The sequence below is a fragment of the Myxococcus xanthus genome, assembly GCF_013116825.1.
Lineage (GTDB): Bacteria > Myxococcota > Myxococcia > Myxococcales > Myxococcaceae > Myxococcus > Myxococcus xanthus_B.
On record NZ_JABFNS010000151.1, the window covers coordinates 1 to 20,028 of the forward strand.

Genomic DNA, 20,028 nt, shown 5'->3' on the forward strand with positions numbered 1-20,028 from the left:
CCCTCTCGCGGCTGCTGGAATTGTCGATGCCGCAGAAGGAAGACGCGTCGGGCCAGCAGCAGGCGACGGGGCGGCTCGCACTGGTGCTGGCGTTGACCCGCTGTGCCCCGCTGCTGCTGTCGCATGCGATGATGAACAGGGGCGTGACGCTGGAGCAATTGGAGGAGCGCATCCTCCTCATCGCAGAGGTGACCGCCCGCTCACACCAGCAACGTCGCGAGCGTGAACGGCGCAAGCGTGAGGCTTCCCTCGGGAGCAGCAGCTAAACCGGAAGCGGATGCCCCCGACGACAGGCACTTCGGCCGCGAGGGCGCGCTGCTGACCCGACGGCACCAGGTGTACCAACGCGCTAAATCCCGTCACCCCGAGCGATGGAGCCGCGACACGCGCGACTGGACACCCGCAGGCCCCGTCCGCCTCGGCCCCTCTCCGAACCTCACCCCGGCAGCGCTGGAATTGAAGCGCATCGGTTGAACCCTTTCACGCGACATCTACCTTGACGCTCACCGCGTCCAGTCCAGCGCCACCAGAGCCTCGTCGCGCTCGGCCAGCACGTACGGCACCCATGCGGCCGCCAACTTCCACACGTCCACAGCTTCGTTGGACAGCAGCCGGTCCACCTGCTTGATGCCGTGCTTCTGCACGCCGCCCCGTGCCCATGCCAGCGCCTGGCCAATGGCGTGCACCGACAAGGAGGCCGCGTGCACCACGCCCAATGTCGCGTGCGACAGCGACAACACCCGCTTGGCGTGCAGGTCCTCCTCGAACAAGTTCGACAGGAACGTTCGCACCTGCTCTTCGTTGATGGCCACCTTGCGTACCAGAATGGCCTCTCCTCCTGCCTCTCACCACCCCACCTCGCACGGAGCCGGTTGGCAGGCGGCTGGTGGGCAGCTCGCTGAAATGAGGGGATCGCTCAGGGGGAAAAGTCGCGCTCCAGGACGTTGGGCGCCACCGGGTGGTTGTGGGCCGAGTCCGTCGTCTTGACGAAGCGGTGGCGCACTCGGGCGCGCAGCCCCTTCTGCGGCATCAGTCGGGCGACGCGCTTCCTCACGACTGACCTACCTCCTGGCCGCGATGACTCTCTCACGCTTCAAATGGTCCGATAATCGGGGGGGCAGACCACGACCTTGATCACAACAGATAGTTCCACTACCGTCCGCTGGAATGGAGCCACACTCCAACAGCAGTGCCTCGCACATGTCGGCTGCGAAACCGTTGCGCGCCATCTGCCTCGACGGAGGTGGTTACCTTGGGCTCGCCACGGCCAGCTTCCTGGCGGAGCTTGAACGTCACTTCGATATTAAGGTCGCCGACGAGTTCAATCTCTTCTGCGGCACGAGCACGGGCGGAATCATCGCGCTCGCTCTCGCCCATGGAAAATCGGCCGCGGAGATTGTTGACCTTTACAAGCGCCTTGGCACTGAAGTTTTCAACAACAAGTTCCCGGGCTCGCGTGCTGCCCGCATTTTGCGAGGCTTCTTCTTCGCTCGTTACTCGAACACCAAATTGAAAGAGGCCCTCGCAGCGACCTTCGGCGATGCAACTCTAGGGGATATCAAAGCGCGCGGAAAGTATGTGATTGTACCCGCCTTCTGCCTTACTACTGGAACGCCGCGTATCTTCAAAACTGACCATTCCCCAGAATTGACGCGGGACAGCGGCTACCACGTGCGTGATATTGCTCTCGCAACATCTGCAGCACCAACCTATCTTCCGATCGCCACCATTACGTCTCCTACCTCTGGTGCCGTTGAGCAGTTTATCGACGGAGGGGTGTACGCCAACAATCCGACGCTGCTCGCCTTCACAGAGGGCGTTGGGTATCTTGGGCGTCGTCCCTCAGAGCTTCAAATTTTGTCAGTAGCCACACCTCGTGATCCACGTAGCGCGGCGGAACGCACTAGGCCGCCCAGCCGTTTCGAGCGATTTCGGCTGAGTCGCGGGATCTTTGGTTGGGGGCCGAGCTTGGCCGAACTGTTTATCGGTTCGACAATGAAGCTTACACATTCAGCTGTTACACGTGTGATGCTGGGCCTCGGGGCAGGAGATGGCGGAGAAAAGGTCGGAGCGTATGTACGATCCGACCTGCCAACCCATCCACACTTGGGGCTGGATGTCGCCGACGATGGGGCCACCCAAGATCTCATTTCAATCGGAACGAACGCGGCTTCGCAGAACGACTTCCGGAATCGCGTGAGGCCTCTTCTGACTACGCGAAGGCTGAACCATGGCGAACATCCAGAAACAGTTTGAAAAATTTCACGAAACCATTCGCACTGATTACGACACCAATCAGGAACTCCGGGATAAGCGCGACATCATCCTTGAGAAGATCGAGAAGTCGCTCACCGACGCGAAGCGCCCTTCTTTCCTGCGCCTAATGCAGGGTAGTTACATCATGCGGACTGGGGTGAAGCCAATCGGAGAGAAGGAATACGACATCGACGTCGGGATGCGATTCAAGTTCAATGAGGAAGAGCATACTGCCACGGAGGTTCGTCAATGGGTATTCGATGCGGTGAAAAATCATACGGACAACGTCGAGGCCAAAGGCCCCTGCATTCGCGTTGGGTATGCCAAAGGTTTCCACGTTGACCTCGTACCTTATGCATGGTGGACGGACGACACCACGGGCGAGCAGTTTCGACTTGCTCATTCTTCAAAAGGTTGGATCGCTGCAGATCCATCGAAGCTCCTCAAGTACGTAGATGATGCACAATCCGCGTTTGCAGATACCGAGGGGGGGACCCAAACCAACCAGCTTCGACGCGTGATCAGATGTCTGAAACGCTGGGACGATGTTCAACAGCCCGAAGAATCCGAGGCAAAACCATCGGGGCTTGCGTTTACCTTGCTTTCGATTGGCCATCTTGCGAGGGCACTGAGTTGGGATGGCAAACCGGATGATCGAGCCGCGCTCTTAGGAATCGCCTCGTTTGTAACGAGTCAGACACGGGTTGTGGCAAATAAACCTTCGCCTGAATACGAAGACATGTTCGCCAAGCTGAGTGATGAACACATGGCCGCACTGATCAGCCGCTTCCAGGCGATGAAGGATGCACTCGAAGCTTCGAATCAAGAAACTGACCCAACAAAGGCCTGTGAGCTGCTAGTTCCAATCTTTGGTGATGATTTTCCGGTTCCACCGCCAGATCAGACCGGTAAGAAGACCCAGGCACCGGCAATCATCACATCGAGTTCTTCTGCATGAAGCAAGTTGGTGTGGACTCGGCCGTCATCGAGGGGGGAGCCGCTTTGGCAGCATTAGGGTTCAATGTCACAGCTCAGCCACTCACTTGGGAAGGCGAACTCAACATTGGCGGCTCACCCACCCCGGTGCTCGTTTCGCTGCCGCGTGGGTTCCCGTATGACCTTCCGGTAGTGAAAGTCGACCGAACAAAACTCGGTCGGCAAATCCCCCACGTTGAAAGAAGCGGCAAGGTCTGCATTGCATCGAGCAATGGATTGCTTCTCGATGCCACGCGCCCGGCTTCGCTTGTGCGCGAAGCGCTCCTTCGCGCGCAGAACATTCTGTTCAAGGGGCTACAGGGCGAGAATGCGGGGGACCTTCAACAAGAGTTCAGCGCGTATTGGGCGTCAAGTGCAGGTCGAACTGTCCTCACGTTCTGCGACGTTAAGGGTAACTCCAGGGAGGTCGCGATTGCAGAGACAGCGAAAGGGCGAGGAAGCATTGCATTCGTCGCTGGTGAATCGGCCGATGAGTTACGCACGACTGCTGAGCGAATTGGACTTCGGATTGGCGCTGTTGAACCGGCATGGCTTATTCGTCTCAAGACACCCGTAATGCCTCCACCATTCGAAGCAGAGACGAATCTTCGCTACGTCGGCACTCTGATTCGCAAGCATCTAGATGACGCCTCCCGCATCACAGTCGAGCGTTGGCTAACTGGTGGACAGACGCGATTGACATTCTTGTTTTCGTTCCCCATCAACAATAGTCATGGCGACGCTGTTTTTGCTTGGCGATTGAGTTCGAGTCTGCCATCTGATGGATTTCGAATTGGCAGAGTACCTCTCGGCATCGCAGTTGGGCGCAATGGGCGGAAGCGAGGTGAGCGCCTAGACATCCAACGAGGTGACGCTGACTTCTTGGAAGCTAGAACCGGCTCATCAGCGAGTTACAGAGGGAAACGCGTTCTCATTGTCGGTTGCGGTGCAGTTGGTGGCTACTTGGCGATGTGCCTCGCAGATAGCGGCATTGGCCACCTGACCTTGGTTGATGATGACCAGTTGAGATCTGAAAACGCCATACGCCATGTCCTTGGACTCGCCCATGTCGGCCGTCCCAAAGTCGAGGCACTTAGGACAGTCATTCAATCTCGACTTCCGCATGTCTCTCTAGACGTACATGGCACCCGTCTTGAAGAAGTTCTCGATAAGGACCCGGGACTTGCTCGACGTCATGACCTGGTGGCTCTTGCAACGGGTGACCATACATTTGAACTCCGAATGAGTGAATCCCTAAGGGCAGAATCCCGCCTCATCCATGTTTGGCTTGAAGCGCATGGGATTGCTGGCCATGTACTTGCAGATGGCCATCCAGAGATAGGCTGTCTTGGATGCCTATTTGACGCAGATGACGTCCACGGACTCCGCTGTAAGGCCTCATTTTACGAACCTGGGCAAGACTTCTCCGCAGCGGTCGGAGGTTGCGCTGGCACTTTCACGCCTTTTGGTTCCTTGGACGCCCAACGCGCTGGAATTGAGGCCGCTCGCGTTACACTCCGTATCCTTGCTGGCGAGCTGAAGAACTCGACCTTGGTTTCGTGGTTTGAGCCAAATGCTGCGCCTCAATCCGCCAAACTTGCGCTCTCTGCACGCGCACGTCAGATGTCCCCAGGCGGACGCACAGAAGTGACGCAGCACGCTGGATGTCCGAGGTGCGCAAGGTGACATCGCTCGTATTCCGCCGCCCGAACGGAGGTCAAGTTGCTGTCTCAGAATGTGTTGTGCAGTTGCTGATTCGTCACCGCCAAATCAAGGACCGCGACCATGAGGCGGGAGGAGTCCTGCTCGGCCGCTGCATCGTCGATTCGGAAAATATAGTGGTTGATCAAGCCAGTGAGCCTACTGGTAGTGACATTCGGTCGAGGTTCAGGTTCTTCCGGAGCAAGTCGCCTGCGCAGCGCTTGGTTGACGATGCATGGGCATCTTCAAATGGGACAATGAACTATTTGGGCGAATGGCACTCTCACCCAGAAACTCACCCGCACCCATCGACTGTCGACCTGGAGAATTGGCGATGGATTGCATCACGAGCAGTGCTTGAGCAGAACTTCCTGCTTTTCTTGATAGTCGGCATAGTCTCGACACAGATTTGGGAGTTAGATCGTCACCATATGACTGTGCAGCAACTACAGCCGGTCTCCTTTTCCGCGTGAAATCCTAATCAGCCCCGTTTCTCGCGGGAGTTCGCGGCAGTCCTGCGAATACTCAGGGGCTGTAGCCGTTAGCCTGTGCCTATGTTGCACAAGGATGATTACCTATCACTGCGCCTCTCCTTCTATTCGCACCGAAGCTGTCTCGGATGTGCCAGGCAGGTCGACGACTAATAGTAGGCCCAGTGTCGAACCCTTCTAGCAAGAGCCTGAAATGGAACGAGCCCCTGACCGCATTCCCACTTCATGAAATCCGTTTGATGATACTTGTCTGCGTCATAGTCGCGCCTACCTCTTTCGGCGATTCCAAGCCCTCTTGCGGTCTCTTCACTTGATTCAGCAATGACGCCTCCAGAGGCGTCGACGACCTGAAATCTGAACGGCACGTCCCGCTCGCTTCCTCCGATCGTTTTCCCCATTTGACTCAGGTGGAATCGTCCGGTGCCCGTCTCGCGAATGCTGCAGATATTGTCTAGCCTCTTCTTCAAAGCGTTCTCTGATCCTGTGGCACTCTGGGCAATTGAAGGACTTATCCGCGTACCGCCAGACGAAGGGGGCACTGGGGGTTCAGCTCGCCACCAGAACTTAATCAGCGGATCCGAAGCGAAATTCGCCGCTTGCAACTCACGCTCGCTCAGCCGTGCCGCATTTTGGAACCACACAGCCTCTTGGGGATACCTAGCGGAGTACGCTCTCCAGAAGGCCATGCACACTTCTGGCCACTCGCCGAGCCGCGCCTTCGGCGACATTTCATATCTTCCGCGACTCTTCCAATTGTAGTCTGAGGCAAACCAGAACTGATTTATGGGATGAAAGTTCCGGACAAACCGAGCCAGGATTGCCTCCTCAGAATCATCGAGGTGAGAAGGTGCGGCCGGAAAGACATGGCATAATTTCCAGCGGCCCCCCTTCACGCCGCGCCACCTGTTTTCGGGGCGACCGGCATCGCCGTTGCCCCAGGTAGCCCAACTTGCCTCTTTCTCCCCCGACGATACGGCGATGCTAATGGGAATCAACTGACGTTTGAGCGCGTCGAGCAGATCCACAGGTCTTTGCTCATAATGGTGCCGCCAGTGCCATACGACGGGCTCATTATCGCCAACCACGAATGATCGCCGGTTGCTCAAATGATAGCGTTCTGCCGCTTTCTGGTACCCGCCAAAATTCCTCACCAGCAACAGTTCGCTTTCTTGCATCGCCATCCTGACGTGAAGGTGGGCACTTGCCATCGCGTCGGGCTTGAGAAGCGTTTCACTTGAGAATCGAACAATGAAAGCCGAAACCTTCCCCTCGAATTGATCGGGGCACCTCGGCGCAGGCATTACTCTCCTCCTGGCTCTTCGAACTACGGGCTGTATGTTTCAACTTACACCGAAGATCTTGCCCGGTGCGCAGTGGCCGCCAGCGCCCATGCCGCGCACCACCTCGGGTGGTGGAAGCCACCCGCGCCAAGCATCACCTCGGGGCTGGCCCGGTGGTACACAGCGGCGGCCAGGCCCCCTGCCGAACACTACATCGGGTTCGTGGTGCCTGCCCGGTGGCGCCGTGGCGCCAGCGCCCGCACACAGAACTACCTCCGGCCGTGGAGATTGCCCGCGCCGAGCATTACCGCGGAGCCGTGGCGCCTACCCGGTGCGCAGTAGCGCCAGCGCTCATGTCGGGCACTACCTCGGGCCGAGGAGCTTGCCCGGTGCGCGGTGGCCGCCAGGGCCCGTGCCGAACACTATCTCGGAGCCGTAGGGCACCAGCAGGTGGTCCACGGCGCGCACCACGTCCTGGGTTTCACATGTCAGCTCGTGCCGGGCGATCGCCTTCTCCATAGACATGCTGCTGCGTCCGGATGCCCGCGTCCGATACGGCGGATTGCACAGCACGTGCGCGAAGCTGCCCGTGCACTCCACCGCCACAAATCGAGTCCAGCGTCTCCCCCGGCCCCGGCTGGAGTTCGAGCGGAACACGCCGGGGCAGGTCCTCCGGCGGAGTTTGGCGCAGGACCCTCACGCCAACGGGTCAGCCTTCCCGGTCCAGGTAGAGCAGCCCCGCCGGCGGCAACGGTTCGACCCGAAGCGTGCTGGGCGGCAGCGTCGCCTGCGCCTCCATCACCGCGCGCACCTCCCACAGCGGCGGCGGATTGAGGGCGAAGCCCGCCTGAAACATCCCCGACTCGACGCCCTGCACCAGCGACTCCAGGCCCTGCACCGGGTACACCTGCGAGTGCCCCGGTGCCTCCGGGTCCTTGATGCCCAGCACGGTCCGCAGCACCAGCGCGTTCAGCAGCGCCAGGTCCAGGCTCCGCAGCGTGGGATTGCGCGGCGCCCCCTTCAGGTGCGCCAGGTCCAACCCCTGACGGAACCGGAGGATGCGGCCTCGCCCTCCCGGCAACACCAGCAGCACCGCGTGGTGCCCGGTGATGAGCGTGGCCAGTCGCTCTCGCGCCACCGCCAGACCGCGCGGCGTATTCAGGGGCTCATCCAGTTCGTAGACTCGCGCATACGCCGTCACCAGCGTGAGGAACGTCTCCTCCTTGAAGGTCTCCACGCCCTTGAGCGCGCGGTGGATGGGCAGCAGCTCCAGCCCCGGGTCGGACAGGGGAACGACGGCCGCCAGCGTCGGGCCGCGCTCGTCCAGCGCCGCCAGCGGGCGCATGGGCGCTTCATCCAGCACGGCTTGGAGCCGCTTCGACACGGGGGAAGGCTCGATGCGCCGCAGCGACAGGGTGTTCTGTCCGTAGCGCCCTTCCCACACGACGATGGCGCGCTCAGAGGCCTCCGCGAGCAATCCTCGCAGGACGCCATGGTCATCCGCCGTCAGGGTGACGGCGGGCTCCGCTTCCCAGGCCCTGGGCCGGTACGGGTCATGCTCCAGCGAGGCGCCCGCATCCGGATTCAGCGCACACAGGAGGAAGCGCACCGGCGGGCCGCCGAGCTTGCCAGCAGGCCCCTGCACCTCCACCAGGTACATCGCGGGACGGGAGTCCTTCAGCAGCGCGCCCGAGTCTCGCAGGCGCCGCAGCTCCGCCGTGGGATTGGCCGCCTCCAGCAGAGGCCGGACGTGGGACGGCTGGGGCACCGCATTGCCACGCGGCACGTAGCTGCTGGGCTCCAGCGAGGAATCCAGCGAGCCGAGTAGAGCCGAAAATGGATTGACGCGCGCCATGTCGGGGGGAAGGTGGTGCCTCCTGCCCCGCCGTGCCATGGCGCGCGCCTGGTTGCCCTAGGCCGCGTCTACCACCAGACGTTCGTATACGGCCGGTCCTTCTCTGAGCGGCCAGCCATCTTCAGGGCGGAGCGGTCCACGCTCTCCTCCCACAGCAGGCTCACCGTGGTGATGGCCCCCGCCGAGCCGAGGAATGACAGGACGTACGGCGTGGACTGATCGAAACCACCCAGCACCAGGCCGGAGAGGAGCAGCACCACCGCGCCCACGCCGCCGCCGAAGATGTTGGCTCGGACGATTTGGGACGGCGTCGGGTTGTAACGCATGGTGGCCAGCGCCAACGCGCCCGCGCCGATGCCCGGCGCCAGCAGCAACGTGTCCCGCCACGTCTTGCCGGACACAGGCGTCCCGGAGAAATGGATGATGGCCAACAGCAGCGCCGAATAGGCCGCGCCCCAGCCCGCACCGGACGAAATCAGCAAGCCGTCATTGAGCGGAAGCTGGCCGCCGCCAATGCCCGCCGTGAGCCACGCACCCAACTCCGCGCCCAGGAAGGCGGACCACGTCAGGACGCCCGCGTCCTGCGTGAAGAGGTCCATCAGGCCCGCGGTGAACATGCCGCCCACCACCGAGTTGGCGATGCCGAAGGTGGCCATGGGGCGGTCCACCCAGTTGTTGAACTGCCACCACGACGAGGCACCGAAGCCCAGGCCCGCGCCGATGAGCGTGCCCGCCAGCATCGCCTCACGCGAGCTCTTGTCGAAGTTGAAATCGCTGGCGAACGCCTGCGTGAAGAAGCCACCCAACGCGCCCAGTGTCGTGTGATGCACGATGAAGCTGAGGCTCCCCGGACCGGAGAGGAACGGGCCCTGGCGCGGCCTGCCGTCCAGCATCACCCCGGTGTCCTCGACGGGAGGCACGCCCCGCTTCGCCATGGCCCGGTCGTCCGGCGTCAGCGGCGACTGCGGCTTCGTCCGCAGCGAATCCGGATCCGGAGGCAGCGTGGGCGCGTCGCTCGCCGTCGCGGTGTCACCCGGGTAACGAGCCGGGTCCTGGGCATCCGAAGGAGGATAGGCGTTCTGCGCCGGGGGGTAGCTCTGCTGCGTCTGCGGCTGCGCATACGGGTCTACCGGCTGCTGCGGCTGCGCATACGGGTCTGCCGGCTGCGCGGACTGTGGCGGTTGCGCATATGGATCCGCTGACGGCTGCTGCGTCCGCGGCTGCGCGTATGGGTCCGCGGGCTGCTGCTGCGGCGGCTGCGCATACGGGTCCGTCGGCTGCGCGGACGCCGGCGGCTGCGCGTATGGGTCCGCGGGTTGCTGCGTCTGCGGCGGCTGCGCGTACGGGTCCGCGGGCTGCTGCGGCGCCGTCTGGCGATACGTGGCCTGCGGAGGGGCCGCATAACCCGCGGGGGCAGACGGAGGCTGCGCAGACCCCGGGGATGGATAGGTTCCGCCAGCCTGCGCCTTCGCGGGCTCCGGAAGGACCAGCGCGAGAGCGAGGGCGGTGATGGGGAGATAGCTCCAGCTTCTCAATGATGACACGCAAGGACTCCTTCGGTCCGGCCGGGCGGCAGAAAACCACAACCTGTCCTCGGGTGCCGGAAATTGGAGTGCCATCCGGCCTTCCCTGTCCCTTCGTTCACAGCCACGCACTTCTTTTCTTCCACGACGCGAATGCAGCTCGCGTATCAGTGTGGCCCCATGCCTGAAGGCTTCTCGTGGTCCGAACTCGGCGTCGATTCGGCGCGCGTCCAGGTGGTGAAGGACCTCCCCCTTCCTCCCGGCCGCCGCGACTTCATCCTCTACTGGTGCATGGTCAACCATCGCGCCGAACAGAACCACGCGCTGGATGCCGCCATCGGCCTGGGCAACAACCTGGGCCTGCCCGTCGTCGTCTACCAGGCCATCCGTCCGGACTACCCCCATGCCTCCGACAGGCTCCACGCCTGGGCCCTGGAGGGGATGATGGACATGGCCACCGGCTGCGCCGCCCGCGGACTGCCCTACTGGCTGGAGCTGCCCCGGACCGCGAAGGAACACCGTCCCCGGTTGGCCCAACTCGGCCGGCGCGCCGCCGCCATCGTGTCAGACCTGTTCCCCACGTACATCATCCCGGGCCACCTGCGTGGCGCCGCCAAGGCCCTGGACGTGCCGCTGTTCGCCGTGGATGCGTCATGCGTGGTGCCCATGCAGCGCATCGCCACGCGACAGATTGGCGCCTATACCCTGCGGCCCAAGCTGAAGAAGCTGTGGCCGGAGTACCTGGACCGCGCCGTGCCCAACCGCGCGGTGAAGGCCGCCGCGGCCGGACGCAAGCTGGAGCCGGACTTCGCCACATCGGACGCACGCGAGGCCCGCGAGTCCCTGGGCGCCTTCGACTTCGACCATTCGGTGGCGCCCATCCAGGAGCGCGGAGGACGACAGGCGGGCCTCGAGGCGCTCCAGGCCTTCGTGCACCAACGGCTGGACGGCTATGACGAAGGACGCAACGACCCGGGCCTGGCGCGGCAGTCCAACCTGTCCCCCTTCTTCCACTGGGGCAACCTCTTCGCGGGAGAGGCCGCGCGCGCCGCCATCCGCGCACGCGGCGCGCAGGATGCTTCGGTGCAGGGCTTCCTGGAGGAGCTGCTCGTCCGCCGAGAGCTGGGCTTCAACTACTGCTTCCACACGCCGGGGCCGCAGCAGCTCTCCGTGGCCTCCCTGCCTCCGTGGGCGAAGGAGACACTCACCCGCCACCAGAAGGACGCGCGCGAGCACCACTATTCGTTGAAGCAACTGGAGACAGCACGGACCGCGGACGGCTTGTGGAACGCGGCTCAGCGCGAACTGGTGGAGCGTGGCCGCATCCACAACTACCTGCGCATGCTGTGGGGGAAGAAAATCCTGGAGTGGACTCCCTCCCCCGAGGAAGCGCTGCAACGCATCGCGTTCCTCAACGACAAGTACGCGGTGGATGGCAGGGACCCCGCGAGCGTCGCCAACTTCATGTGGGTGCTGGGACTGCATGACCGCCCCTTCCAGGAGCGGCAGGTGCTGGGCAAGGTGCGGCCCATGAGCTCCCTGCGCACGGCGGCCAAGTACAACTTGGCCCCCTACCTGGAGCGCTGGGGCCGCCCGGAGGACCCACCGGTGAAGCTCAAGCGCGTTCGCAAGACGGCAGGCCCGTGAGCAAGCCTGTTGACATCCGCGCGCCCAAAAGTGACACGGCGGTTCCATTCCCGCTCGGGCACGGATAAACGCACGAAGCGGGACACCGAGATCAGGAGCCAGTCATGGGAATGATGAAGTTCGATATCCCCCACTCCCTCCCCAAGGAGGAGGTCAAGCAGCGCGTCGATCAGCTGCTCCAGTACTGGGGCGGCAAGTACGGCGTGAAGGCGGACTGGCAGGGGGAAGGCGCGAAAATCGTCGGCAAGGTGATGGGCATCCAGATGGACGCCTCGTTCGTCATCACCGACAAGGCCGTCGAGGGTGAGGGCACCGACCCTGGCATGCTGCTGCGCGGCCAGGCCAAGAGCTACCTGCAGAAGAAGTTCGGCGCCGTGCTGGACCCGAACAAGAGCCTGGACCAGGTCAAGAGCAGCCTGGACTGACGTGAAGCACGGGACGCGGCCCCTGCCTCAGCGCAGGGGCTGCTCCTCCAACGCGGCCAGGGCGTAACGCGCCGCGCGAGAGATGGCATCCGCCGAGTCCGGCATCTCCGGGTAGTGCCCCGCGAGGGGGCGCTGCGGGAAGCGAAGCTGGGCAATGGCGTTGCGGTAGCTGCGACGGGCCGCCTCATGGTCCTGCGTGCGCTCGTGCACCTGCGCCAGCAGGTAGTGGCCAATGGCCAGCGTGGGCTCCAGGAACAGGGCCTTGCCTAGCTCGGAGCGCGCCTCGCTCAACTCCCCTGCTTGCAACGCGGCGACCCCGCCGAACACCCGCGCCTCCACGCACAGCGGCTCGCGCTGAATGGCCTGTGCGAAGGCCTCGCGCGCCTCGGGGATGCGGCCGGTGAGCGAGAACAGGTTGCCCAGCGTCAGCAGCCCATCCAAGTCACTGGGCTCGTCCGCGAGCAGCCGCTGCACGCCAGCGATGGCCGCCGAGAAATCGCCCTGCGCCATCTTCCGCACCGCCATGGCCAGCCGCTCCGCCGGAGGCAGCAGCGTGGGCCAGGCGGGCACCTCCACGGTGGGCGCGCGCGGCGTGATGGCCACGGCCGGAAGCTCGGTGGTGATGCGCGGACGGACGGAGTCCGCGCTCCCCACCGTGGGCAGCTCCGCGGTGACACGCGAGCGCGCGACGCTGGGCGGCGGCGGCGCGGCGATGGCCGGCAGCGGCGAGTGAGGCGACACCGCGGGCAGTCGCCCCGGCATCACGGAACGCGGACTCGAAGAGGCCCCCACCGCCGGCAACGTCACGCTGGGCGAGCCCGGCGCCGCCACCGACGACGCAGACACCGCGGGCAGCCGCGTCGTCAACGGGACGTCCTCGGGCTGCATCCGCTTGCGCAGGTCCGCGGTGAACGCGTCCGCGGGCACGGGCCTGCGCGCGGCGACATCGGGCTCACCGGGATACGGCGTGATGCGCAGCGGCGGCGCCCGCATGCTCTTGTCGTTCAGCGGGCGGCGGTACACGAACGCCCCATCGACTTCGATCATCTCGAAGCGGTCGTAGACCTTGAAGAGGCTCTCCGAGTACCCCAGGAACAACAACCCGCCCGGCCGCAGCGCGGCGAGGAAGCGGTCCATCAACCCGCGGATGGTGGGCAGGTCGAAGTAGATGATGACGTTGCGGCAGAGGATGAGGTCCAGCGAAGACAGGGCCACCTTGTCGAAGACGGGAACCGCCAGGTTCTGTCCATCGAAGCGGATGTACTCACGCAGCGCGGGCAGCGCCTCATAGCCCTCTTCCACGGGCTTGAAGAAGCGCGTCAGCCGCGCCTGGTTGATGCTGATGGCCCGGCGCGAGGTGAAGCGCCCCTGCTTCGCGGCCTCCACCGCGGCCAGGTTGAGGTCGGTGGCCCATAGGTCCACCTCCAGCGACAGCGCGCCCAGCTCCGCCAGCACCATGGCCAGGCTGTAGGGCTCCTCACCCGTCGCGCAGCCCGCGGACCAGATGGACACCTTGCGCATCTCGCGCCGCGAACGGGACACCAGGTCCGGCAGCACGCTCTTCTCCAGCGCGCGGAACTGCTTCGCGTCGCGGAAGAACTCCGTGTGCCCCACCGTCACCAGCGGCAACAGCGAGCGCAGCTCCTCTTCGCCACCGGCGCCCGTCAGGCGCTGGATGTAGTGCTCGGGCTCTTCCAGCCCCAGCACGGGCATCCGCGCGGACAGCGCAAGCCGGAGGCTATGAAAGCCATCCGGCGTGATTTTCAGCCCCGCGCGCTCCAGCAGCAGCGCGGCGAGTTGCTGCAAGACTCTCTGGCTCGCCGTCAACACACATCCACCCACTGCATCAGCGCAGCGCCAATCCGGCTCAGTGGCAGCACCTCGTGCGCCGCGCCCATCAACACCGCCTCGCGCGGCATGCCCCAGACGACGCTCGACGCTTCGTCCTGGGCAATGGTCCGACCGCCGCGCTCTCGAATCTCCTTCAACCCTCGCGCCCCGTCGCGCCCCATGCCCGTCAGGATGACCCCGATGCAGCGCGGGCCGAACGACTCACCCGCTGAAGTCAGCAGCATGTCACAGGACGGTCGGAAACCGCGAAGCGCGGGGCCCGCGTCCAGCTCCAACCTACCCTCGGGTCTGACCAAGAGGTGACTGCCCGACGGAGCGATGTACACGGTGCCCGGCGCCATGAGCACGTCATGTTCCGCCTCCAGCACGCGCAGCGCCGTTTCATTGGACAGCCAGTGCGCCAGCCCCTCCGTGAAGCCGTCGCTGATGTGCTGGCAGTAGGCGATGGGCGCCGGGAAGGCGCGCGGAATCATCCGCAGCACCTGCGCCACCGCCTTGGGGCCGCCCAAGGACGCGGCGATGGCCACCAGCGGATACGGCGGTGGCGGCTTCGTCTCACGCGCCGCCTGCGGTGGCGGCCGCGTCTGCACCTGCCGCACCGCCCTCACCTGCGCCAGCAGCACCAGCTTGCGCGACACGTGCGCCCAGAACTCGGGCCCGGGATTCGCCGGACGCTCCAGCACGTCCAGCGCGCCCGCCACCATCGCCTGGAAGGCCTCCTGGCCGGACAACACGCCGGGGTGCAACGCCAGCACCGGCACGGGCCGCTCCACCATGACGTGCTCGATGGCGGGCAGCGCGTCCAGCGCGCTCAGGTCCACCAGCACCACGTCCGGGAAGTGCCGCTGCACGGCCACCAGGGCGCCGGCGAAGTCCACCTCCGCCGGCCCCACGGGCACCAGGGATTCCCCATCGAACAGGCCCCGGGCCGCGAGCGCACGCAGCCCCTTGCCCACCATGAGCACCCGAAACGCCATCCCTGCGACTGCCGCGCCACCGCCCAAGCCTGGCTCCTCAGGTCAGCCGGTCGATGGCCTGCGCGAGAACCTCCACGCCCAGCTCGCCCTTGACGAGGTACGCGTCCGCGCCGGCATCCAACCCGCGCCGCTTGTCCTCGGGCGAGGCGAGCGACGACAGGATGATGACTGGAATACGAGCCACCGCGGGCGTCGACTTGAGCCGCCGCGCCAGCGAGAACCCGTCCAGCTTGGGCATCTGCACGTCCGTGAGGATGAGGTCGTAGGTGTTGTTCTGCACCTTCACGTAGGCCTCTTCGCCGTCCTGGGCTTCCTCCACCGAGTGCCCCAGCGCCTTCACCAGCGCCCCTTCCGTGGCGCGGGCAATGGGCGAGTCGTCCACCAGCAGCACCCGGAGGCGCTTGGCGGCGGGGGCCTGGGTGACGGGGCGGGCCATCCGGCGCACCTCCGCCATGATGTCCGGGACATGGAGCAGCACGGCGATGCGCCCGTCCTCCAGCGCCGCGGTGCCGGCGATGAACGGCGCGGCCTTGAGGAACTCACCGCCGCAAGGCTTCACGGCCACTTCGCGCTCGTCCACGAAGCCGTCCACCACCAGCGCCGCGTGGTCCTCGCCGTGACGCACCACCACCGCGGGTGGCTTGTCGAAGCGATTGCCGCCGTTGAGGCCCAACAGCGGCCCCAGCGCCACCAGCGCCGTGGGCTTGCCACGGTGCCGCACGGCCAGCGTGCCGAAGATCTCCAGCCGGTCATCCGGTTTGACGCGCATGACGGCTTCCACGTCCGCGGCGGGCATGCCGTAGACGTCGTCCCCCAGGCGCACCAGCAGCACCTTCATCAACGCCAGCGACTGCGGCAGGCGCAGGGTGATGGTGGAGCCACGGCCGATGCGGCTGCTCACGCCCACCGAGCCGCCCAGCGTCTCCACCTTGCGCTTCACCACGTCCATGCCCACGCCGCGGCCAGACAGCTCGCTGACCTGGTCACGGGTGGAGAAGCCGGGGCGGAAGATGAGCTCGATGGCCTCGCGCTCCGACAGCGCAGCGGCCTGCACCGCGTTGATGAGGCGCTTGGAGATGGCCGCCTGACGCAGCCGCTCCGGGTCGATGCCGCGGCCGTCGTCCTCCACCTCGATGTGGAGCATGTCGCCGTCCACGCGCACGCGGATGCGGATGCGGCCGTTGAGCGGCTTGCCCAGCTGCTGGCGCGTGTCCGGGGACTCCACGCCGTGGTCCACCGAGTTGCGCAGCAGGTGCACCAGCGCGTCGCGCACGTCGCCCAGCATGGACCGGTCCACGCCGATGTCGGCGTTCTCGATGACCAGGTCCACTTCCTTGCCCTGCGTGCGCGACATCTCGCGAACGGCGCGCGGGAAGGCGTCGAACACGGTGGACAGCGGCACCAGCCGGGCCTCGGCCACGTGGTCCGCCATCTTCGCCAGGTTGCCGTGCAGCGTGTTGATGCCGTCGTCGTTGCGACGCACGAAGCGGAACGCGTCGTCGCGCAGCATGTGGAGGTCGCTCTCCACGCGGTCCAGTTGCTCACGCACCTCGTTCGAGATGTCGATCTCTTCCGCCAGCCGTAGGAAGCGATCCCCCAGGCGGCTGAAGCGCTCGAACAACGCCTCCGTCTCCGAGCTGCGCAGCCGGCCGCGGGCGCTCTCCACCAGCAGGTCGCCCGCGAGCAACCCCAGCGCGTCGAGCACCTCCACGTTGACGCGGATGCTCCGGTCGGCCACCGCGGACTTCGCGGCGCTCGGGGCCTCCTCGTCACGGCCATGCGCGGCAGCCGGGTGATGCGCGGCTGCGGCGGCGTGCGCTCCCGGCTCGGCCACGGGGGCCTGCGTCGGCGGCGCTGCCACCGGAGCGGGCGGCGCGGCGAAGGCCGCCGGTGCCACCACGGGCGCGGCGACAGGGGCCGGCGGCGGTGCGGGAGACGGCGCCACCGGCCGTGCGCCAGGGATGGCGGGCGGTGTTTGTCCGGAGACTTCCGCGAGCATGCGGACCATCTCCTCGCTGGCCGGGTTGCCCGTGTTGGCGCCGGACAGGTCTTCGTTGAGATCGGAGAGGACGTCGCACGCCCTGAGCAGGACGTCGGTGGCCACCTCGGTGGCCGTCTTGCCCTCGCGCTCTGCGCGCAGGACGTCCTCGGCGGCGTGCGCCAGCTGCCCGATGGCGGCCAGACCCAACATGCGGGCCTCGCCCTTCATCGTGTGCAGCTCGCGCGCGACGTCCTCCGCGGCCTGGTCCGCGGTCTCCTTCTCCAGGTCCAATACCCCCAGCTGAATCTTCTGGAGGCGGTCGGCGGTGACCTCCTGGAACTTCTTCAGGAGGGATTTCTTGAGAGCCTCGGTGTCCATGGCCGGCGTACGCCCCTCCCCTTCCAGGAAGCGCTAGTCGGCCTTGAACCGCTTGATGAGCTCGGCCAGCCGTCCGGCCAACTGCGTCAGCTCCGCGGCCGCGCCCGTGGCCTGCTTCGAGGCCTGCGTCGTCTGGCGCGTCACGTCCTCGATCTCCGCCATGGAGGCCACCACCTGCTCGGTGGCCGTGCGCTGCTGCTGCGTGGCGAGGTTGATGACGCGGGCCGCGTCGCTCGTCTCCTGGACGCCGGCGAGGATGCCTTCCACCGCCTGCGCCGCCACCGCGCCCAGCTTCTCACCGGACTCCGTGGCGGACTTGGACGCCTCGGCGGCACCAGCCGCGGCGGCCGTGGCCTCGCGAATCTCCGTGATGAGGTTCTTGATCTCCTTGGTGGAGTCCAGGACGTTCTCCGCCAGGCGCCGCATCTCCGCCGCGACGATGGAGAAGCCCTTGCCGGCCTCACCCGCGCGGCTGCCCTCCAACGCCGCGTTCAGCGCCAGCAGGTCGGAGCGGTCCGCGATCTCGTCGATGACCTCCACCACCGTGCCGATGCGCTCCACGCGCTTGGACAGCTTCGCGATGGAGTCCGCCACCGCGACGCCGTCGCTGCGGATCTGCTGCATGGCCTGGATGAACTCGCCAATGGCGCCCCGGCCCGCTCGCGCCGCGCCCAGCGTCTCCTCCGCCACGCGCGCCACGCTGCCCGCGTTCTCGGCGATCTGCGCCGACGCGTGCTTCAGCTCCTCCATGGTGGCGGTCGTCTCGTGGATGGCCGCCGCCTGCTCCGTGGAGGACGTCTCATGCTGCGTGGAGGCCGCCAGCACCTGGTTGGCGGACGAGGACAGCCTCAGCGCCGCCTCGTTGATCTCTCGCACGAAGGTGCGCAGCGTCTCGATGACCTTGCCGAAGCCCTCCAGCAAGGGCCCGAGCTGCGGGTCTTCGGTGGTGGTGTTCCACCGGGACAGGTCGCCCTCGCGCACCAGGCCGATGAGCGCGTCCAGCGCCTGGTCGATCTCCTGCGCCGCCACGTGCTTGCGGTGCTCGGAGGCCGCGAACTGGTCCAGCACCTGGTTGAGCAGGTGCGCCAGCTCCGCGCCGGACTCACCGACCAGTTCCTTGGGAACGCGGGCCTGCAGGTTGCCGGACAGCACCGTCAGCAGCGTGTCGGTGATGGCCTTGGTGGAGGAAGAGGTCGACGCCGCGTTCGTGGCGCCGGCCTTGGAGGCGGGGGCCTTCCGGGCGCGAGCCTTGCCAGCGGGCTTCTCGTTGGGGGTGTCCAGGGACATGTGTCTCAGTGCCTTCCTTGAGTCCTTGCGGTTTCGACCAGATCGATGAGCAACACGGTGCGGGCCTCTTCCAGGCACACACCGACTGCGTAGGCTGCGGCGCCGGCCGTGGGAGGCATCCGGCGCAAGGAATTGACGGGGATGGAGCGCACGCCATGCACGGCGTCCACCTTGAGGTGGGCTTCACCCTCGGGGGTGTCGAAGACGATGGCGCGGTTGCCCCGGTGGGGCAGGCCCAGCTCCGCCAGCGTGAGGTCCTCCGGCAGCGCGCGGTCGATGCGCAGCACCTGGGACGCATCCGTGCCGTAGAGCGTGGCGCCGATGTCGAAGAAGAGGAGGTCCACCTCTTCCTCCTTCTCATGGAAGGCGTCGTCGTTCACCGCGCCACCGCCCGCTGCCGTGCCGTCTGGAGCAGCTTGGAGAAGTTGAGGAGGTTGATGGCCTCCTGGTTGCCGCTGGCCTGCACCACGCCCAGCAGGTGCTCGGCCGCGGCGTCGCCGCCCAGGGGCGGTGGGAGGATGTCCGCCACGGGAATGCGGCGCAGCCCCAGCACCGTATCCGCGACGACTCCGGCCACATAGCTGCCCGTGACGCCGACGAACAGGCGGGTGCGCGGGCCGATGCGGGCCTCTCCCTTGGAGAGGAAGCGCAGCAGGTCCAGCACCGGGAGCACCTCGCCCCGGTGGCCGGTGACGCCCATGATGAAGGACGGGGTCCGGGGCAAGGGCGTGAGCAGACCGGCCCGAAGCACTTCGAGCACGTTCTCACTGGGTACGCCCAGGCGGAGGTCGCCCACGCGGAAGCAGAAGAACTCCTGCTCCGGCCGGGCCTGGGCGGCCAAGGCGCGGTCCGGAGCCATCCGGAGTGCTCGCTGGAGGGGAGTCGAGGTCGTGGTCAAGGCGCCAAAGTATCCGGAGGCGATGAATAGCGGTCAAGAGGACCTGACGACCAGCCCGTCTGGTCGCCGTTTCGATGGTCCGCGCTGCACCAAAGGTGTAGGGTTCTACCGCGAAGCCCTTGAGGAGGACGATGTCGCGCGTACTGGTCATTGATGACAGCCCGATGCTGGTGGAGCTCACCGTCCGGGCGCTCACCGCCGCCGGCTACCAGGCGAGCGGCGCGCAGGACCTTGCCAGCCTCGAGCAGAAGCTCGCCGAGGGGCCGTTCTCGCTCATCCTCATGGACGTCAACATGCCGGAGATGTTCGGCGACGACGTCGTGGAGTACCTCCGCCGGCAGAAGAAGGTCACCGCGAAGCTGGTCCTCTATTCCGACATCTCCGAGGCGGAGCTGGACGGAAAGACGAAGGCTTCGGGGGCGGACGGCTACATCCTGAAGAGCGGTGGGCTCGAAGCCGTGCTCGGCGGGGTCATGGGTCTCATTGGCCCCCCCGCCCTGGGC

Annotated in this window: 19 protein-coding genes and 1 pseudogene; 8 read left to right on the forward strand and 12 right to left on the reverse strand. The window is 65.6% G+C overall.

All coding sequences use genetic code 11. The features are described 5' to 3' along the window. Positions 1-266: hypothetical protein (locus HNV26_RS31730; protein WP_216612912.1), on the forward strand; the 266-nt coding region annotated here is incomplete at its 5' end. A 237-nt stretch (positions 267-503) separates the two neighbouring features. Here HNV26_RS31730 and HNV26_RS31735 read toward each other — a convergent pair. Together HNV26_RS31735 and HNV26_RS31740 are read right to left on the reverse strand one after the other, a co-directional pair. Beyond that, a complete protein-coding gene (locus tag HNV26_RS31735; RefSeq protein WP_253817249.1) occupies positions 504-812 on the reverse strand; it encodes a hypothetical protein in 309 nt (102 codons plus the stop codon). Between the two features lie 107 nt (positions 813-919). Further along, a pseudogene (locus tag HNV26_RS31740) lies at positions 920-1,075 on the reverse strand (IS3 family transposase); the annotation flags it as partial. A gap of 92 nt (positions 1,076-1,167) precedes the next feature. Between HNV26_RS31740 and HNV26_RS31745 the strand changes: the two are divergent. From HNV26_RS31745 to HNV26_RS39420, 4 genes are read left to right on the forward strand one after another with little or no spacing between them, the layout of a single operon-like run. Continuing rightward, a complete protein-coding gene (locus HNV26_RS31745) occupies positions 1,168-2,256 on the forward strand; it encodes a CBASS cGAMP-activated phospholipase (RefSeq protein WP_171444730.1) in 1,089 nt (362 codons plus the stop codon). Then, complete coding sequence (locus tag HNV26_RS31750; protein WP_171444731.1) at positions 2,231-3,214, forward strand: nucleotidyltransferase domain-containing protein; 984 nt, start codon at positions 2,231-2,233, stop codon at positions 3,212-3,214. Before HNV26_RS31745 ends, HNV26_RS31750 begins: the two co-directional genes overlap by 26 nt. Further along, on the forward strand, positions 3,211-4,917 hold the full coding sequence (locus HNV26_RS31755; protein WP_171444732.1) for a ThiF family adenylyltransferase: 1,707 nt from the start codon (positions 3,211-3,213) through the stop codon (positions 4,915-4,917). Before HNV26_RS31750 ends, HNV26_RS31755 begins: the two co-directional genes overlap by 4 nt. Beyond that, entirely contained in the window at positions 4,896-5,405 is a 510-nt protein-coding gene (locus HNV26_RS39420; protein ID WP_171452932.1) for a Mov34/MPN/PAD-1 family protein, read from the forward strand. The genes HNV26_RS31755 and HNV26_RS39420 overlap by 22 nt, the downstream gene beginning before the upstream one ends. A 167-nt stretch (positions 5,406-5,572) precedes the next feature. On the opposite strand, the gene HNV26_RS31765 is transcribed toward HNV26_RS39420, so the two are convergent. The 4 genes from HNV26_RS31765 to HNV26_RS31780 form a co-directional block, all read right to left on the reverse strand. Further along, positions 5,573-6,724 carry a hypothetical protein gene (locus HNV26_RS31765; RefSeq protein WP_171444734.1) on the reverse strand — a complete coding sequence of 384 codons (1,152 nt, stop codon included), beginning with the start codon at positions 6,722-6,724 and terminating at the stop codon, positions 5,573-5,575. Between the two features lie 342 nt (positions 6,725-7,066). Beyond that, on the reverse strand, positions 7,067-7,228 hold the full coding sequence (locus HNV26_RS31770) for a hypothetical protein (RefSeq protein WP_171444728.1): 162 nt from the start codon (positions 7,226-7,228) through the stop codon (positions 7,067-7,069). A gap of 184 nt (positions 7,229-7,412) precedes the next feature. Then, positions 7,413-8,558: a DUF1015 family protein gene (locus tag HNV26_RS31775; RefSeq protein WP_171444735.1), complete on the reverse strand. Its 1,146-nt coding sequence runs from the start codon at positions 8,556-8,558 to the stop codon at positions 7,413-7,415. Between the two features lie 68 nt (positions 8,559-8,626). Continuing rightward, on the reverse strand, positions 8,627-10,093 hold the full coding sequence (locus HNV26_RS31780) for an ABC transporter permease family protein (RefSeq protein WP_171444739.1): 1,467 nt from the start codon (positions 10,091-10,093) through the stop codon (positions 8,627-8,629). 168 nt (positions 10,094-10,261) lie between these two features. Here HNV26_RS31780 and HNV26_RS31785 point away from each other — a divergent pair, with 168 nt between their 5' ends. Both HNV26_RS31785 and HNV26_RS31790 read left to right on the forward strand, forming a co-directional pair. Further along, positions 10,262-11,728: a deoxyribodipyrimidine photo-lyase gene (locus HNV26_RS31785; RefSeq protein WP_171444740.1), complete on the forward strand. Its 1,467-nt coding sequence runs from the start codon at positions 10,262-10,264 to the stop codon at positions 11,726-11,728. Between the two features lie 104 nt (positions 11,729-11,832). Next, positions 11,833-12,153, forward strand: coding sequence for a polyhydroxyalkanoic acid system family protein (locus HNV26_RS31790; RefSeq protein WP_141258669.1), 321 nt, complete (start codon positions 11,833-11,835; stop codon positions 12,151-12,153). Positions 12,154-12,180: 27 nt separating this feature from the next. Here the strand turns inward: HNV26_RS31790 and HNV26_RS31795 are convergent, their stop codons facing one another. The 6 genes from HNV26_RS31795 to HNV26_RS31820 are packed head-to-tail and all read right to left on the reverse strand — an operon-like array spanning position 12,181 to position 19,486. Next, positions 12,181-13,983 carry a CheR family methyltransferase gene (locus HNV26_RS31795; protein WP_171444736.1) on the reverse strand — a complete coding sequence of 601 codons (1,803 nt, stop codon included), beginning with the start codon at positions 13,981-13,983 and terminating at the stop codon, positions 12,181-12,183. Next, positions 13,977-14,981 carry a chemotaxis protein CheB gene (locus tag HNV26_RS31800; RefSeq protein WP_171444737.1) on the reverse strand — a complete coding sequence of 335 codons (1,005 nt, stop codon included), beginning with the start codon at positions 14,979-14,981 and terminating at the stop codon, positions 13,977-13,979. Before HNV26_RS31800 ends, HNV26_RS31795 begins: the two co-directional genes overlap by 7 nt. Positions 14,982-15,018: 37 nt before the next feature. Then, complete coding sequence (locus HNV26_RS31805; protein ID WP_171444738.1) at positions 15,019-17,340, reverse strand: hybrid sensor histidine kinase/response regulator; 2,322 nt, start codon at positions 17,338-17,340, stop codon at positions 15,019-15,021. Positions 17,341-17,373: 33 nt separating this feature from the next. After that, entirely contained in the window at positions 17,374-18,627 is a 1,254-nt protein-coding gene (locus HNV26_RS31810; protein ID WP_090490581.1) for a methyl-accepting chemotaxis protein, read from the reverse strand. A 5-nt stretch (positions 18,628-18,632) separates the two neighbouring features. After that, the gene (locus tag HNV26_RS31815) at positions 18,633-19,007 is read right to left on the reverse strand and encodes a CheW domain-containing protein (protein WP_020478840.1); all 375 of its coding nucleotides are present in this window, start codon (positions 19,005-19,007) and stop codon (positions 18,633-18,635) included. Then, on the reverse strand, positions 19,004-19,486 hold the full coding sequence (locus HNV26_RS31820) for a chemotaxis protein CheW (RefSeq protein WP_011554146.1): 483 nt from the start codon (positions 19,484-19,486) through the stop codon (positions 19,004-19,006). Before HNV26_RS31820 ends, HNV26_RS31815 begins: the two co-directional genes overlap by 4 nt. A 170-nt stretch (positions 19,487-19,656) precedes the next feature. On the opposite strand from HNV26_RS31820, the gene HNV26_RS31825 reads away from it, so the two are divergent. After that, positions 19,657-20,028 (forward strand): response regulator (locus tag HNV26_RS31825; RefSeq protein ID WP_141258673.1); only part of this gene is annotated, 372 nt, incomplete at its 3' end.